Origin of the sequence: Streptomyces sp. NPDC000404 (assembly GCF_040300365.1) — a bacterium.
Lineage (GTDB): Bacteria > Actinomycetota > Actinomycetes > Streptomycetales > Streptomycetaceae > Streptomyces > Streptomyces ramulosus.
Genome location: NZ_JBEPDN010000005.1, coordinates 354,840 through 371,484, shown reverse-complemented (window position 1 = coordinate 371,484; position 16,645 = coordinate 354,840). Strand labels below are relative to the sequence as shown.

Sequence of the window (16,645 nt, the reverse complement as noted above, 5' to 3'; positions counted from 1 at the left end):
TCGTTAACGGCGCTGGGTACGGTGCGCCGGCGTGCCACGCGCCACCCCGGACCGGGCCCCCTCGGCTCAGCGGCGGCCGGACTTCCACTCCTGCCAGGAGAGGTTCCAGTCGCTGAAGCCGTTGTCCGGCCGGATCGTCTCGTCCTGGGAGTTCTTGACGACGACCACGTCACCGATGAGGGAGTTGCGGAAGAACCAGGCGGCGGGGGTGGACGCGTCGCCGCCGCCGCGCCGGTCGAACAGGCCCACGCAGCCGTGGCTGGCGTTGCGGCTGCCGAACGCGCCCTGTCCCGACCAGTAGTTGCCGTGGATGAAGGTGCCGGACGTGCTCAGCCGCATGGCGTGCGGGACGTCCTCGATGTCGTACTGGCCGTCGAAGCCGACGGTGGCGCCGTTCATCCGCGTCACCCGGAGCTTCTCGCTGATCACCATCCGGCCGTTGTACGTCTCGGTGCCGGGCGCACCGGCGGAGATCGGGATGGTCTTGATCTTCTTGCCGTCGCGGACCACGGTCATCTTCTTCGACCGGGCGTCGACGGTGCTGATCTGGCTGCGCCCGACGGTGAACGACACCTTCCGGGACTGCTTCCCGTAGACGCCGGGACGGCCCTCGACGCCGTCCAGATCGAGCCGGAGGGTGACCTTGGTGCCGGGCGCCCAGTACTTCTCGGGGCGGAAGTCCAGCCGGTCGTTGCCGAACCAGTGGCCCTCGACGGGGACGGCGGGCTCCGCGGTGACCTTGACGGCCTTCTCCACGGCGGCGGGGTCGGTGATGCCGCGGCTGAAGCGCAGCGAGACCGGCATCCCGACGCCGGTCTTCTGCCCGTCGTCCGGCGTGTACGTCGCGGTGAAGGTTTCCTCGGGCGTGAGGGTGGTGAAGCGGGCGTGGCGGGTGACCTTGCGGCCCTCCGCGTCGGCGGCCTCGGCGTCGACGGTGTACGTCGTCGCCGTCCCGAGGTGCCCGGTGGGCTGCCATCCGGTGCCGCCGCCGGATATCCGGCCCGGTACGTCGTTCCCCTCGGCGTCCTTGACCTTGACGGAGCGGAGCTTGCCCCAGCGGGCCGTGACCGCGAGGGCGCCGCTGGTGGCGACGGAGTCCGCGCCGTCCCGGGGCGCGATCGTCACGACGGCTTTCGAGGGGCCGTGCGCGGCGCGCGCCCGGTCGGCCGAGCCCTTCGCGTCCGCGCCGTCGCCGCATCCCGCGGCGAGCAGGACGGAGCCGAGGGCGAGGGCCGCGGCGGCGCCGCGCCGCGCCCGCCGCCGAACCGCTCGCGGACGTATCGGCCGCCGTACCGGCTCTTCGGATATCGACTGGTGCATCTCCGGCCCCTCTTCCCCTCGCCCCGCGCGCACTCCCCCGTGCGCAGCACACCGCCACTCGGCGCGGCACCTCCCGCCGGGGGGCGGCCGCACCTTCCGTGTAGATAACCACATGGGTGTGACAGCGGGTTGCCCGGCGAGGGCGGCTCGGGGCGCGGCCCCGGCACCCCCGGGACGGACGGATGAGGGAAAAGCGGGAGGGGACGGGACGGAAGGGGCGGGCGTCAAGTCAGCGAGCGGGCAGCGAGGTTGATCGTCCGGGCGGTCCGGGACGCTGCGGGCCGCCCGGACCGGTCGCCGCTTCCGCCGGCTCGCCGCCGCAGCGGTCGCTACAGGGCCGTCCCCGCCCGCCACTGCGTCCAGGGCATGTTCCAGCCGCCGAGGCCGTTGTCCGCGGCGACGATGCGGTCCCGGGAGTTGCGGACCTCCACGATGTCGCCGATGAGCGACTGCGTGTAGAACCAGCCGGCCGGGGTGGCGCCCTTGCCGCCCTTGTTGTCGAGCAGGCCGACGCAGCCGTGGCTGGTGTTCTCGTCGCCGAAGATGTCGGGGTCGGCCCAGTAGTTGCCGTGCAGGAAGGTGCCGGAGGTCGTCAGGCGCATCGCGTGCGGCACGTCGGGGATGTCGTAGGCGCGGCCGAAACCGACCGTCCGGGCGTCCATCCGCGTCTTCGGCAGCCGCTCCAGGATCACCATCTTCCCGTTGTACGTGGGGTTCTTCTCGTCGCCCGCGGTGACCGGCAGCGTCACCGGCTTCTCCCCTTCCCGGGTGACCGTCAGGGTGTGCCGGGCCGCGTCGATGACGCTCGTCTGGTCCCGGCCGATCCGGAACCGGACGGTCTCGCTCTGGGTGCCGAACGTGCGGGGCCCGGCCCGGACGCCGTCCAGCGCGACCTCCAGGGTGACGGTGGTGCCGGGGCGCCAGCGCTCCTTCGGACGGAAGTCCAGCCGCTGGTCGCCGAACCAGTGGGGGGCCAGCTCGACGTCCGGGTCGGCGGTGACCCGTACGGCGCGCTGCACGGCGGCGAGATCGGGGATCGGGTGGTTGAACTGGAGCGAGACGATCATGCCGGTGCCGACGGTGGCGCCGTCCTCGGGGAGGAGGGTGGCGGCCAGCTTGGCGGGCCCGGTGGTGAAGGTGGTGTGGCGGGTCCTGCGGTCGCCCTCGCCGTCCAGCGCCACCGCGTCCACCGTGTACGTCGCCGCGGCCTCCAGCCGGCGCGCGGTGGGCCGCCAGGTCAGACCGTCGCGGGAGATCCGGCCCGGGACCCGCGCCGCGCCGCCGTCGCCGGTGCGCCGCACCGTCACCCGCTGGAGGCGCCCGTCGGACGCCCGGACGAGGAGTCGCCCGCTCTCGCTCACATCGCGGGCGCCGTCACCGGGCTCGATGTCGATGCCCCGCTCCGCGCCGGGCGGCTTGTCGCCGCCCAGCAGGTCGGGGACGGCGCAGCCGGTCACCGCGGTCAGAGCGCACACCGGCACCAGGGCGAGACGGAGGAGGCGCCGGAGCCGCACGGGGCGGCGGGCCGGCGGGCGGGGGGTGCGGTCCTTCTCATCACCGGACATATGGCGAATTGTGACCGATGCGACGGTGGACACACCGGAAGTGACGGCCCGGCAGGTCCGTGTCCCGCACGGGATACGGCGTTGCGGTGGCATGGGGGCGGCGTGGCGCCCGGTGCGTGGGGGATGGCGGTGCTACGGGAGGGGCGGACGCCGGTTCCCCGGCCGCGGCGCGGGGTGCGGGGCGTCGGAGGCGGCGGCCGGGCGGCGGTTCCGAGGGGGCGGTCCGGTGCGGGCGGCGGGGATTTCCTGGACGGAGGCGCAGGTCAGGCGAGGTGGGAGGGGGCGGGCGGCGACTCGGTGGACGGTGCGGCGGCTCGGCGGGGTCGGTGCGGCGCGAAAAACACATGAGCGTTGTCAGTGGCCGCCCTTACTCTCGCCTGTGATGGATGCCACCGCGAGCACACCCGCCCGTCCACCGTCCTCCGAGCCCCCGCGGCACTCCGCCGTGCGATCGCTGCTGCGCCTGTGGCCGTTCGTCCGGCCGGTGCGGGCGCGGCTGTTCACCGCCGCGGTCGTCGCCGTGGTCGCGTCCTGCATCAGCCTCGTCATCCCGTTGGTGCTCAAGTGGATCGTGGACGGCCCGGTCGCCGCGGGCGCGCCCGGCGGCGTCTGGCTGGGCGCCGGGTTCCTCCTGGCGCTCGGGGTGGCCGAGGCGGGGCTGTTCGGGCTGCGGCGCTGGCTGGTCGCGCGGCCGCTGGCGGGCGTCGAGGCGGCCATGCGGGAGCGGCTCTACACCCGCCTCCAGCGGCTGCCGGTCTCCTTCCACGACCGCTGGGCCTCGGGCCAGTTGCTCTCCCGCGCCACCACCGACCTCCAGCTGCTGCGGATGTTCCTGGCCTTCCCGCTGACGTTCCTGCTGGTCAACGGCGCGACGATCCTGGTGGGCTGCGCGATCCTGCTGGCCCAGCGCTTCTCGCTGGGGCTGGTGCTGCTGGCGCCGGTGCTGCCGCTGATGATCCTGTGCTCGGTCTTCGAGGCGAAGTACGCACTGGCCGCGCGCCGGGCGCTCGACCAGGTCGGCGATCTGACGACGGTGATCGAGGAGTCGGTCCTCGGCATCCGGATCGTGAAGGGCTTCGGCCGCCATCGCAGTCAGGCCCGGATGTTCCGGCGGCTGACCCATGAGCTGCGCACCACCGAGCTGCGCAAGGCCCGGATCCTGGCCACGATCTGGGGTGCCATCACCCTGCTGCCGGAGCTGGCGATCGGCGCCGCGCTGGTGCTCGGCACCGTCCAGGTGGCGGACGGCGCGCTCTCCGCCGGCACGCTGGTCGCCTTCCTCTCGACGGCGCTCGCGCTGCGCTGGCCGGTGGACTCCATCGGCTTCCTGCTGGCGATGAGCTACGAGGCGGCGATGGCCACCGACCGGTACTTCGAGGTGCTGGACGCGCCGGAGGCGGCGTCGTCGGGGGAAGCGTTGCCGGGGGCGGCGTTGCCGGGGGCAGCGTTGCCGGGAGAGGCGCCGTCAGGGGAGACGGCCGCGCTGCTTCCCGGGCCGCGGGCGGCCGCCGATGACGCCACGGACGGCTCCGGCTCCGACGCACCCGACGGTTCCGGCAGCCCCGGCACACCCGAGGCGTCCGGCCCCTCCCAGCGCCCGGGAGCCTCCGGCGGGCTCGTCTTCGCCGGTGTCGAGTTCCGTTACCCCGACGCGCCCCGGGGCGCCCCGCCGACGCTGCGCGGGGTCGATCTGCACATCGCGTCCGGGGAGACGATGGCGCTGGTGGGGGCCACGGGCAGCGGGAAGACGACGCTCACCGCGCTGGTCCCGCGGCTGTACGACCCGACCGGCGGGCGGATCACCCTGGACGGCCGCGATCTCACCGCGCTCTCCCGGGACGAGGTGCGCGGCCTGGTGTCGGTCGCCTTCGAGGAGCCGACGCTGTTCTCCGCGAGCGTCGCCGAGAACGTCCTGATGGGCGCCGCGGACCTCCAGGAGGCGGATCTGCGGCGGGCGTTGGCGGTGGCGCAGGCCGACGGTTTCGTCGCCGCGCTGCCCGAGGGGCCGCACACCCAGGTCGGGGAGCAGGGCATGAGCCTGTCCGGCGGCCAGCGGCAGCGGCTCGCGCTGGCCCGCGCGGTCGCCGGACGACCACGGTTCCTGATCCTCGACGACCCGCTCTCCGCCCTCGACGTCCACACCGAGGCGCTGGTCGAGGCGGCGCTGCGGCAGGTCCTGGCGACCACCACCGCGCTGATCGTCGCGCACCGCCCGTCCACGGTCCTGCTGGCCGACCGGGTGGCGCTGCTCTCCGGCGGCCGGATAGCCGCCGTCGGCACCCATCACCAACTGCTGCGTGACAACGCCGAGTACGCCGGGCTGATGTCCGGCACCGACCCCGTCGCGGCGGGGCCGGCGCCCCGGCCCCGCGACGCCTCCGGAGGCACCCGATGACGACCGCCCCCGCACCCGGCGCCGTACCCGCCGGTCCGCCCGCGCCCGGGCCGCCGGCCGGGGACGGCGACGCCTTCACCCGGGACGTCCTCCCGGCGCCGCCCGGGGCGTCGCGTCGGCTGCTGCGGTCGCTGCTGGCCCCGCACACCCGGTGGGTGACGGTCTCGGCGGTGATGCTGCTGCTCCAGCAGGCGGCGGTGCAGGCCGGGCCGCTGCTCGTGGCGTTCGCGCTGGACCGCGCGGTGCCCGCGCTGCGCGCCGGGGACCACGGCCCGCTGATCACCGTGGCGGTCGGGGCCGCGCTGTGCGCCGTGGTGTCGGGCGGGCTGAAGTACCTCTTCATCCGGCGCTCGGCCCGGATCAGCCAGGACGTCCTGCTGGATCTGCGCGGCCGCATCTTCCGGCATGCGCAGGCGCTCAGCCTCGACTTCCACGAGCGGTACACCTCGGGCCGGCTGATCTCGCGGGCCACCACGGACGTCGAGGCGCTGCGCGAACTCCTCGACGAGGGCCTGGAGGAGTTGATCTCCTTCGTCCTCTCCTCCGTCTCGATCACCGTGATGCTCCTCTACCTGGACTGGCGCACCGGCATCGCGGCGCTGGCCTCCACCGGGCCGCTGGCGCTGCTGATCCGCTCCTACCAGCGGCGTTCGATCCGGGTGTTCAGCAGCAAGTCGTCGGCGGTCGCCGCCGTCATCGTGAAGTTCACCGAGACGGTCAACGGCATCCGCCCGGTGCAGGCGTTCCGCCGTGAGCGGCCCAACGACGCCGCGTTCGCCGCGCTGAACCGCACTCACGAGGCCGTCAACGGCGACACCCTGCTGGAGATGGCCCGGTATGTCGTCGGCTCGCGGCTGGTGGCCAACTTCGCGGTCGCCGCGATCGTGCTGTGGAGCGCCTACCGCGTGGCGACCGGCACGCTGGAGCTGGGCGTGCTGGCCGCCGCGGTGCTGTACCTGCGGCGGCTGTACGACCCGATCGACCGGCTCGGCATGTTCCTCAACTCCTACCAGGGCGCGGCCGCCTCGCTGGAGAAGATCGCCGGGCTGCTGGCGCAGCGCCCGTCGGTCCCCGAGCCGTCCGCCCCGGCGGCGCTGCCGGCGGCCCCCGAGGGGCGGCCCGGCCGGGAGGTCGTCTTCGAGGAGGTGCGGTTCGCGTACCGGACCGGCGGCGAGGTGCTGCCCCGCTTCGGGCTGCGGCTGGCCGCGGGCGAGACGGTCGCCGTGGTCGGCTCGACCGGCGCCGGCAAGTCGACGCTGGCCAAGCTGCTGGCCCGCTTCTACGACCCGACCGCGGGCCGGGTCCTGCTGGACGGCGTGGACCTGCGGGAACTGCCCTCGGCCGAGCTGCGCCGGAGCGTGGTGATGGTCACCCAGGAGGCGTTCCTGTTCTCCGGGACGGTCGCCGAGAACATCGCGCTGGGGCGGCCCGACGCCACTCGCGCCGAGATCGAGGACGCCGCCCGGGCGATCGGTGCGCACGACTTCATCGCCGCGCTGCCGGACGGGTACGACACCGACGTCCGCAAGCGCGGCGGCCGGATCTCCGCGGGCCAGCGGCAGTTGGTCGGCTTCGCGCGGGCGCTGCTCGCCGACCCCGCCGTGCTGATCCTGGACGAGGCGACCAGTTCGCTGGACATACCGGGCGAGCGGGCGGTGCAGCGGGCCATGGACACCGTGCTGCGCGGCCGGACGGCGGTGGTGATCGCGCACCGCCTGTCGACGGTGGAGATCGCCGACCGGGTGCTGGTCATGGCCGGTGGCCGGATCGTGGAGGACGGCACCCCCGCCGAGCTGATATCCGACCGCGGCCGCTTCGCCGAGCTGCACCAGGCGTGGCGGGAGAGCGTGGGGTGAGCCGGGGTGGATCCGGAGCTGCCGGGGCGGGTCCGGATCCGCGGCGACGGCGGTCGCCGCCACTGCCGGCTGCGGGCGGAAGCCGCCGCCGTCCGCTGCGTGCGGAAGCCACCGGGCCGGCGGGAACGGCTGCGCCCGGATGCACCGGGCCCGGCGCGTGCCCGGGGGCCACGAGGCCAGCGGGGACGCCGCGACGTCGGCGCCCCCCGGCTCCCGATCCGTCCGCCCCCTGCCTCGGCTAGCCTGAGTCCACGATGAACCGTTTCACGACGTCATGGGGTGCGTTCGGCCTCAGCCGCTTCCCCGAGGACCCCCGCGACCCGCTCCGTGCCTGGGACGCCGCCGACGCCTATCTGCTGGACCACCTCGCGGAGGGCGGGGCCGAAGACGCCGGGGCCGCCGAGGCGCCCCCGGGCCCGTCCCCCGCCGGCACCACCGTCGTCCTCGGCGACCGCTGGGGTGCCCTCGCCACCGCGCTGGCCACGGCCCACGCCGCAGCCGAGCCCGGCGCCCCCCGCCTCGTCCAGATCACCGACTCCTACCTCACCCAGCGCGCCACCGAGGCGAACCTGCGGCGCAACGGTGTCGCCGAGGGCGCCGTACGGCTGCGGACGGTGCTGGACGCGCCGCCGGAGCGGATCGATCTGCTGCTGGTCCGGGTGCCGAAGAGCCTGGCGCTGCTGGAGGAGCAGCTGCGGCGGCTGGCGCCCGCGGTGCACGCCGGGACCCGGATCGTCGGCACCGGCATGGTCTCCGAGATCCACACCTCGACGCTGAAGCTGTTCGAGCAGATCCTCGGTCCGACCCGGACCTCCCTCGCCGTCCGCAAGGCGCGGCTGATCTTCTGCACCCCGGATCCGGCCCTCACCCCCGCCGCGCCGTCCTGGCCGCGCAGCTACGCGCTGCCCGGGGACGTCGGCGTGATGTCCGGGCGGACGGTCACCAACCACGCCGGGATCTTCTGCGCCGACCGGCTGGACATCGGGACCCGCTTCCTCCTCGGCCACCTCCCCCGGCGGCAGGGCGCCGAACGCGTCGTCGACCTGGGCTGCGGCAACGGCGTCGTCGGCACCGCGCTGGCGCTGGCCAACCCGGCGGCCGAGACCGTCTTCGTCGACGAGTCGTTCTCCGCCGTGGCCGCCGCGCGCGCCACCTTCGCGGCGAACGCGCCGGAGGGCGCGCGGGCGGAGTTCACCGTCGGCGACGCGCTGACGGGTCTGGAGCCCGGCTCGGTGGACCTCGTGGTGAACAACCCGCCGTTCCACACCCACCGGGCGACGTCCGACGCGACCGCCCGGCGGATGTTCGGCGGGGCGCGCGCCGTGCTGCGGCCCGGCGGTGAGCTGTGGGTCGTCGGCAACCGCCATCTCGGCTACCACGTACGGCTGAAGCGGCTCTTCGGCACCTGCGAAGTCGTCGCCTCCGACCCGAAGTTCGTACTGCTGCGGGCGGTCCGCCGCTGACCCCTCGGGGCCGTCCCCATAGGGTGCGGCCATGGGGAGACCAGGCCGCAGCGCGGCGCGTCCGGGGCGTGAGACGCCCGACCACCGCAGCTCCGCGCGGTATCTGCTCTGGTTGACGCGCTGTCAGCTGCCCCGGGTGGCGGCGGGCGCCACCTTCGGCACGCTGTGGATGACGGGGCTGATGATGCCGCCGTACCTGCTCTCCCGCGCCGTCGACGACGGGCTGGTGCCGGGCCACCGGGGGCCGCTGCTCGGCTGGACGGCGGCGCTGCTGGCGATGGGCGCGCTCAACGCCGCCCTCGCCATCGCCCGGCACCGCACCATGACCAAGGTCCGGATGGACGCCACGTTCCGTACGGTGCGGGTCGTCGTCGACCAGACGCTGCGGCTGGGCGCGTCGTTGCCGCGCCGGGTGACGGCGGGCGAGGTGGTCACCATCGGCATCGGGGACGCCGGGGTGATCAGCCAGACGCTGACGCTGACCGGCCCGGGGGTGGGCGCGGTCCTCGCGTACGGGGTGGTGGCGGCGCTGCTGCTGGCGGTGGATCCGGTGCTCGCCGCGCTGGTGCTGCTGGGGGTTCCGGCGCTGGCGGTGCTGGTGGGGCCGTTGCTGCGGCGGTTGGAGGGCGCCGAGGCGCGCTACCGGGAGCGGCAGAGCGGGCTGACCGACCGGCTGGCGGATCTGGTCGGCGGGGTGCGGGTGCTCGGCGGGCTGGGCGGCAAGGAGGTGTTCGCGGCGCGGTACCGGCGGGAGTCGGCGGCGCTGTGCGCCGAGGGGTACCGGGTCGGCGCGCACGCCAGCTGGATCCAGGCGCTGGGCGTGGGGCTGCCGGCGCTGTTCCTCGCCGCGGTCGTCTGGCTCGCGGCCCGGATGGCCGCCGACGGGGCCATCTCCGTGGGCGAGTTGGTCGCGGTGTACGGCTACACGGCGGCGCTGGCGGGGCCGGTGTCGTTCCTCATCGAGGCGGGGTACGACGTGACGCGGGGGCTGGTCGCGGCCCGCCGGGTGGTGCGGTTCCTGGCGCTGGTGCCCGACGCACGGGGCGGCGGGGACGAGGGGCCCGCGGTGCCGTCGGTGCTGCGGGACCCGGTCTCCGGCGTCGAGGTGGTGCCCGGGACGCTGACCGCGCTGGCCGGGGCGCGGCCGGAGGAGTCGGCGGCGGTGGTCGACCGGCTCGGGGGCATCGCCGAATCCGCCGCGACGTGGGGCGCGGTGCGACTGGACGCGGTGGACGCGGCGCGGCTGCGGGAGCGGATCCTGGTCGCGGACAACGAGGCGGCGCTGTTCGCGGGCACGGTGCGCGAGGCGGTCGAGGGGCGGCGGGCGCGCCCGGCGGACGCGGTGGCCCGGGCGCTGCACACCGCGGTGGCGGAGGACATCGTGCGGGCGCTGCCCGGTGGCCTGGACGCGCGGCTGGACGCGGACGGCCGCAATCTCTCCGGTGGGCAGCGGCAGCGGCTGCGCCTGGTGCGGGCGCTGCTGGCCGACCCGGAGGTGCTGCTCGCCGTCGAGCCGACGTCGGCGGTGGACGCGCACACCGAGGCGGCCGTCGCGGCGCGGCTGCACACCGCCCGGGCGGGCCGGACGACCGTCGTCGCCACCACCTCACCGCTGGTGCTGGACCGGGCGGACGTGGTGTACCTGCTGTCCGGCGGCCGGGTGGCGGCGGTCGGCACCCATCGCGAACTGCTCGCCGCACAACCGGAGTACCGCGCCCTGGTGGCACGGGGCGCGGATGGTGCGGAGGACGGACCGGCGGCGGAGGGCGGACCGGCGACGGGCGGCGTCCTGGACACCCCCGGGCTCCCGGAAGCCCTAGACCCCCCGACCACCGCGGCTACCCCGGATGCCCCGCCCGCTCCCGCGGGCGAGGTCCCCGCGCGCCGCGGCCCCGTGGACGACGTAGCCGGACGGACCGCCCCCGTGGCCGAGGAGACCCCATGACGACCGCCGCCGCGCCCTCCGCACCCGACGGTGCCCTGCCGGTCGCCTCCGCCCGGGAGACCCGGCGCGCGGCCGGCCGGCTGATCCGGCGCGACGGCCGGGCCTTCGCGCTGATGCTCGCGCTCAACGCGCTCGCCGCGGGCGCCGGGCTGGCCGGTCCGTGGCTGCTGGGCCGGATCGTCGACACCGTGCGCGACGGCGGTGGCGCCGCCGCGGTGGACCGGCTGACGCTGCTCATCGTGGTCGGCACGGTCCTCCAGCTGCTGCTGGGCCGCTTCGCGCGCTACGTCGGGCACCGCTTCGGCGAGCGGGCGCTGGCCCGGGTCCGGGAGGGGTTCGTCGACCGGGCGCTGGCGCTGCCCCCGGCGGTCGTGGAGCGGGCCGGTACCGGCGATCTGACGGCGCGGGGCACAACGGATGTGGCATCGGTCGCCGGGACGCTGCGCGATGCGACGCCCGAGGTGTCGGTCGCGGTGGTCCAGGCGCTGTTCCTGCTGGGCGCCGTGACGGTGCTCCATCCGCTGCTCGGGGCGTGCGCGCTGGGGCTGGTGGGGTGCGGGTTCGCGGTGCGCTGGTATCTGCGGCGGGCGCGGCGCGCGTATCTCGACGAGGGCGCGGCCGTGTCGGAGCTGGCCGGGCTGCTCGCGGCGACCGCCGCCGGCGCCCGGACCGTCGATCTGCTCGGCCTGGCGGAGCGCCGCGCGTCGGCCGCCCGGCAGGCGATCGAGCGGTGCCGCCGCGCCCGGCTGCGCACGCTGTTCCTGCGCAGCGTGCTCTTCCCGGTGGTCGACTTCTCGTACACGGTGCCGGTGGCCGCCGCGCTGACGGCGGGCGGGGCGTTGCACCAGGCGGGCGTGGTGAGCCTGGGCGCGGTGGTGTCGGCGGCGGTGCTGCTGGGCCAGTTGTCGGCGCCGCTGGACACCCTGCTGTTCCGGACGGAACAACTCCAGGCCGGTGCCGCCGCGTTCGCGCGGGTGACGGGCGTGGGAACGGAGCCGGACGGCAGCGGCCCGCAGCCCACCGCCCCGCAGGCGGACGGAGTTCCGGCGCCCGCCGCGGCTGTGCCCGCGGACGGTACGGAACCGGCCGCCGCCGGGGCGCCCGCGCCGCGCGGCCGGATCGAGGCGCGCGGGGTGCGGTACGCGTACCCGGGCGGGGCGGGTGACGAGGTGCTGCGCGGGGTGGAGCTGACGGTGCGGCCCGGGGAGCGGCTGGCGCTCGTCGGGCCGTCCGGGGCCGGGAAGTCGACGCTGGGCCGGCTGCTGGCCGGGATCGAGGCGCCGCGCGCGGGGACGGTGACGGTCGGCGGGCTGCCGGTGGCCGCGCTGCCGCCGCGGGCGCTGCGCCGTCAGGTGGCGCTGGTCACCCAGGAACATCATGTCTTCCTGGGGACGGTCCGCGACAATCTGCGGATCGCCGCGCCCGGCGCCGCCGACACAGCGCTGCACGCCGCGCTCGCCGCGGTCGGCGCGGACTGGGCGGCGGCGCTGCCGTCCGGGCTCGCCACCGAGCTGGGACCCGGCGGATTCCGCCCGGACGGGGCGCAGAGCCAGCAGCTCTCCCTGGCCCGGGTGGTGCTGGCCGATCCCGGCATCCTGATCCTCGACGAGGCGACGGCGCTGCTGGACCCACGGACCGCACGGCGCACCGAACGGGCGCTCGCCGCCGTGCTGGAGGGCCGTACGGTCATCGCCGTCGCGCACCGGCTGCACACCGCGCACGACGCGGACCGGGTGGCCGTCATGGAGGCGGGCCGGATCACCGAACTCGGCACCCACGACGCCCTCGTGGCGGCCGGTGGCGCGTATGCGGCCCTGTGGCGCACCTGGCACGGGGACGCGCCGGAGCCGGAGCGGCCTACGGAGGTCTGACCGGCCGGGTCCGCCGGCGATGCGGGGGCGGGCACCGGCGGGCGGCCAGGGGCCCGGTCCCGCCGGGCGCCGCCGACGCGCCCCGAGCCCCCGTCAGGCCCCTTCATCCCGCAGCCGTTTCGGTCCCGCACCGGCGTCGGCGAGGCGTGCGAGGCCCGGTCTCACGGTGGGCAGCGTTCTCAAACCTGCGACTTCCGGCCCCGCCTTTCCTCTCCTGGCACCGTGTGGACCTGCGCCGTTCCATCGCCTGCAACCCTCCGTCCGCATTCCGGACCCGCATTCCGGGCTACGGACGGTTTCCGGCCAATTAGTTGAAGGGACCCTGACAAGCGGCGCGCGGCGGTGGCACTCTTCCCGGCAGCCGCCACACGGACCCCCACAGTCCCACCGTGCGGCAGTCGGCACCGTCTCCCCCCACACGTTCCAAAGTGTTCTGCCTCTCTGCCCGGACGGCTTCCCGCCGCCCGGTCCCCCTCGGCCGCGGCCCCACGCCGCCGCCCCGCAGAAGGAGTCAGCGTGAGACGTACCCCCCCTCGTCGCGCCGTCGCAACCGGAGCCGTCGTCGCCGCCGCTGCCATGCTCGCCGTCGGCGTGCAGGCCGGCACCGGCACCGCGGCCACCCCCCAGCCGGCCGCGCCCCACGCGGCCCCGGCCGCGGGCGCCCTGCCCGCGAAGCTCTCCCCCGCCCAGCGCGACCGGCTGCTGCGCAGCGCCGACGCCGCCACCAAGGCGACGGCCAAGGAGCTGAAGCTCGGTGCGCAGGAGAAGCTGGTCGTCAAGGACGTCTCCCAGGACGCCGACGGCACCACCCACACCCGCTACGCGCGGACCCTGGACGGCCTGCCGGTCCTCGGCGGCGATCTGATCGTCCACGAGGCGAAGGGCGGCGCCGTCAAGGGCGTCACCAAGGCGCAGGCCAAGCAGCTGAAGGTCGCCACGACCACCGCGAAGGTCGCGCCGTCCGCCGCGTCCGCGAAGGCGCTCTCGTCCGCCCGTTCGCTGGGCGCGTCGAAGGCCGCCGCCGACAAGGCGCCGCGCAAGGTGGTCTGGGCCGCCGACGGCACCCCGCGGCTGGCCTACGAGACCGTGGTCGGCGGTCTCCAGAAGGATGGCACCCCCAACCAGCTCCACGTCATCACGGACGCCACGACCGGCGAGAAGATCTTCCAGTACCAGGGGATCGAGAACGGCGTCGGCAACACCGAGTACAGCGGCAAGGTCACCCTGGGCACCACCGCCTCCGGGTCGTCCTACACGCTGACCGACGGCGGCCGCGGCGGGCACAAGACGTACAACCTCAACCACGGCTCGTCCGGCAAGGGCACCCTCTTCACCAACTCCACCGACGTCTGGGGCAACGGCACCCCGCAGAACGCGGAGACCGCCGCCGCGGACGCCGCCTACGGCGCGGCCGAGACCTGGGACTACTACAAGAACGTGCACGGCCGCACCGGCATCAAGGGTGACGGCGTCGCCGCGTACTCCCGCGTCCACTACGGGAACAGCTACGTCAACGCGTTCTGGGACGACAGCTGCTTCTGCATGACGTACGGCGACGGCTACGGCAACGCCGCGCCGCTGACCGCGCTGGACGTCGCCGGGCACGAGATGTCCCACGGCGTCACCGCCGCGACCGCCGGCCTCATCTACAGCGGTGAGTCCGGTGGCCTGAACGAGGCGACGTCCGACATCTTCGGCACCGCGGTGGAGTGGTACTCCAACACCGCCGCCGACCCGGGTGACTACCTCATCGGCGAGAAGATCGACATCAACGGCGACGGCACCCCGCTGCGCTACATGGACAAGCCCTCCAAGGACGGCGCGTCCGCCGACTACTGGTCGAGCACGGTCGGCAACAAGGACGTGCACTACTCGTCCGGCGTCGCCAACCACTTCTTCTACCTGCTGTCCGAGGGCAGCGGCTCGAAGGTGGTCAACGGCGTGCAGTACAACAGCCCGACGTACGACGGGAAGTCCGTGCCGGGCATCGGCCGGGCCAACGCCGAGAAGGTCTGGTTCAAGGCGCTCAGCCAGTACATGACCTCGTCCACCAACTACGCCGCCGCGCGCACCGCGACCCTCAAGGCCGCGGCCGACCTCTTCGGTCAGGGCAGCGCGACGTACAACACGGTCGCCAACACGTGGGCCGCGGTGAACGTCGGCGCCCGGGTGTCGGCCGGAAAGTGACATCTTGACCGGGTGACGGCACCCACCGGTCATCTCGGTGTGGCACGGCCGGGCGGCCGGCCGGGGTAACTGAACCCACCAGCGAAAACGGCGAATTGGGCGCCGCTTCCGGACCTCCGGGGGCGGCGCCCTTTTCCGTTGCGTGGGGTTCGCACAAGGTCCTACCGACGAGTTTCGGCCAACCTGGCCCCAGCGTCCTGACATGAACGCGTTCGGAATGGCAGTGTTCCCGACGCACGTCACACCCACATCGCTTTGCACCCCCACCACTTGGCAAAGTTGAAGGAGCACGCGTGACCCCCCGCATATCCCGTAAGGCCCGCATCACCGGTACCGCCGTCGCCGCCGCCGCGGCCCTCGTCGCCGGCGTCGCCGCCACGGCGGGCGCCTCGACCGCCCCGGCCTTCACCAGCGCCTCGCCGGTCGCCCTCACCACCTCGCACCGTGCCGAGATGATCCGCGACGCGAGCGCCGCCAAGGCGCAGACGGCCAAGGAGCTGGGCCTGGGTTCCCAGGAGCAGCTGGTCGTCAAGGACGTCATCAAGGACGCCGACGGCACCGTCCACACCCGCTACGACCGCACCTTCGCCGGTCTGCCGGTGCTCGGTGGCGACATGGTCGTGCACCGCGCCAAGGACGGCTCCATCAAGAGCACCACCAAGTCCACCCAGAAGACCATCAAGGTCGCCTCCCTCACGCCGAAGATCTCCGCTGCCGCCGCCGCGCAGAACGCGCACGGCACCGCCGCGAAGTCGATCAGCGCCAAGCAGACCGGCGCGCAGGCCGCGAAGAAGGTCGTCTGGGCCGCCTCCGGCACGCCCGTCCTGGCGTACGACACCGTCGTCAAGGGCGTGAAGAAGGACGGCACCCCGAGCCGGATGCACGTCATCACCGACGCCAACACCGGCAAGAAGCTCTTCCAGTACGACGACATCCGTACCGGCAAGGGCGAGAGCGAGTTCAGCGGCACCGTCGACCTGACCACCACCAAGGACGGCAGCAACTACACGCTGACCGACGGCGAGCGCGGCGGTCACAAGACCACCAACCTCGAGAACGCCGAGGACGGTGACGGCAAGCTCTTCACCAACTCCACCGACACCTGGGGCAACGGCAAGCCGGACAACCCGGAGACCGCCGCCGTCGACGCGCACTACGGTGCCGCCGAGACCTGGGACTACTACAAGGAGGTGCACGGCCGCTCCGGTATCAAGGGTGACGGCAAGGGCGCCTTCTCCCGCGTCCACTACGGCGACAACTACGTCAACGCCTTCTGGGACGACAGCTGCTTCTGCATGACGTACGGCGACGGCGAGGGCAACAAGGCTCCGCTGACCGCCATCGACGTCGCGGCCCACGAGATGTCGCACGGCGTCACCTCCGCCACCGCCAACCTCACCTACAGCGGTGAGTCCGGCGGCCTGAACGAGGGCACCTCCGACATCTTCGGCACCTCGGTCGAGTTCTACGCGAAGAACGCCGAGGACCCGGGCGACTACCTCATCGGCGAGAAGATCGACATCAACGGCGACGGCACCCCGCTGCGCTACATGGACAAGCCGTCCAAGGACGGTCAGTCGCAGGACAACTGGGACTCCAGCACCGGTGGCCTGGACCCGCACTACTCGTCGGGTGTCGCCAACCACTTCTTCTACCTGCTGTCCGAGGGCAGCGGCGCCAAGGAGATCGGTGGCGTCAAGTACGACAGCCCGACCGCCGACGGCTCCAAGGTCGAGGGCATCGGCCGGGACAAGGCCGAGAAGATCTGGTTCAAGGCCCTGACCGAGTACATGACCTCGAACACCGACTACAAGGCGGCCCGTGAGGCCACCGTCAAGGCCGCGACCGACCTGTACAAGGCCGACAGCGCCGAGGTCAAGGGTGTCGAGGCCGCCTGGAACGGCGTCGCCGTCAAGTAACGCACCCCGCCGGGCGCCGTACGACACGGCGCCCGGCACCGCACCGATCCGCCCGGGACCCCTGTGACGTGTCCCCGGGCGCGGCCGGCGCCCACGAACGGCGGAACGGCCGGGGAATCCCTCC

The 16,645-nt window shown here is 74.3% G+C and carries 8 protein-coding genes and 1 pseudogene; 7 read left to right on the top strand and 2 right to left on the bottom strand.

The window, feature by feature from the left end:
* Positions 1-66: 66 nt before the first annotated feature.
* Together ABT345_RS11820 and ABT345_RS11815 are read right to left on the bottom strand one after the other, a co-directional pair.
* Complete coding sequence (locus ABT345_RS11820; RefSeq protein WP_345086064.1) at positions 67-1,320, bottom strand: L,D-transpeptidase; 1,254 nt, start codon at positions 1,318-1,320, stop codon at positions 67-69.
* 329 nt (positions 1,321-1,649) lie between these two features.
* Positions 1,650-2,885 carry a L,D-transpeptidase gene (locus tag ABT345_RS11815; protein ID WP_345086066.1) on the bottom strand — a complete coding sequence of 412 codons (1,236 nt, stop codon included), beginning with the start codon at positions 2,883-2,885 and terminating at the stop codon, positions 1,650-1,652.
* A 382-nt stretch (positions 2,886-3,267) separates the two neighbouring features.
* Here ABT345_RS11815 and ABT345_RS11810 point away from each other — a divergent pair, with 382 nt between their 5' ends.
* From ABT345_RS11810 to ABT345_RS11780, 7 genes and pseudogenes are all read left to right on the top strand, one after another.
* Positions 3,268-5,280 (top strand): ABC transporter ATP-binding protein, encoded by a 2,013-nt coding sequence (locus ABT345_RS11810; protein ID WP_345086068.1) that lies wholly within the window; start codon positions 3,268-3,270, stop codon positions 5,278-5,280.
* A complete protein-coding gene (locus ABT345_RS11805; RefSeq protein ID WP_345086070.1) occupies positions 5,277-7,136 on the top strand; it encodes an ABC transporter ATP-binding protein in 1,860 nt (619 codons plus the stop codon). The genes ABT345_RS11810 and ABT345_RS11805 overlap by 4 nt, the downstream gene beginning before the upstream one ends.
* Before the next feature lie 254 nt (positions 7,137-7,390).
* The gene (locus tag ABT345_RS11800) at positions 7,391-8,599 is read left to right on the top strand and encodes a methyltransferase (RefSeq protein ID WP_345086072.1); all 1,209 of its coding nucleotides are present in this window, start codon (positions 7,391-7,393) and stop codon (positions 8,597-8,599) included.
* A 31-nt stretch (positions 8,600-8,630) separates the two neighbouring features.
* Positions 8,631-10,544 (top strand): ABC transporter ATP-binding protein, encoded by a 1,914-nt coding sequence (locus ABT345_RS11795; protein WP_345086074.1) that lies wholly within the window; start codon positions 8,631-8,633, stop codon positions 10,542-10,544.
* Complete coding sequence (locus ABT345_RS11790) at positions 10,541-12,415, top strand: ABC transporter ATP-binding protein (protein ID WP_345086076.1); 1,875 nt, start codon at positions 10,541-10,543, stop codon at positions 12,413-12,415. The genes ABT345_RS11795 and ABT345_RS11790 overlap by 4 nt, the downstream gene beginning before the upstream one ends.
* A 516-nt stretch (positions 12,416-12,931) precedes the next feature.
* A pseudogene (locus tag ABT345_RS11785) lies at positions 12,932-14,596 on the top strand (M4 family metallopeptidase); the annotation flags it as partial.
* Positions 14,597-14,895: 299 nt separating this feature from the next.
* Complete coding sequence (locus tag ABT345_RS11780; RefSeq protein ID WP_345086080.1) at positions 14,896-16,521, top strand: M4 family metallopeptidase; 1,626 nt, start codon at positions 14,896-14,898, stop codon at positions 16,519-16,521.
* Positions 16,522-16,645 lie beyond the last annotated feature (124 nt).

Excerpts from the sequence above, each read along its gene's own strand:
- ABT345_RS11820 (WP_345086064.1), bottom strand. The coding sequence starts at position 1,320 with ATGCACCAGTCGATATCCGAAGAGCCGGTACGGCGGCCGATACGTCCG.
- ABT345_RS11815 (WP_345086066.1), bottom strand. The coding sequence starts at position 2,885 with ATGTCCGGTGATGAGAAGGACCGCACCCCCCGCCCGCCGGCCCGCCGC.
- ABT345_RS11810 (WP_345086068.1), top strand. The coding sequence starts at position 3,268 with ATGGATGCCACCGCGAGCACACCCGCCCGTCCACCGTCCTCCGAGCCC.
- ABT345_RS11805 (WP_345086070.1), top strand. The coding sequence starts at position 5,277 with ATGACGACCGCCCCCGCACCCGGCGCCGTACCCGCCGGTCCGCCCGCG.
- ABT345_RS11800 (WP_345086072.1), top strand. The coding sequence starts at position 7,391 with ATGAACCGTTTCACGACGTCATGGGGTGCGTTCGGCCTCAGCCGCTTC.
- ABT345_RS11795 (WP_345086074.1), top strand. The coding sequence starts at position 8,631 with ATGGGGAGACCAGGCCGCAGCGCGGCGCGTCCGGGGCGTGAGACGCCC.
- ABT345_RS11790 (WP_345086076.1), top strand. The coding sequence starts at position 10,541 with ATGACGACCGCCGCCGCGCCCTCCGCACCCGACGGTGCCCTGCCGGTC.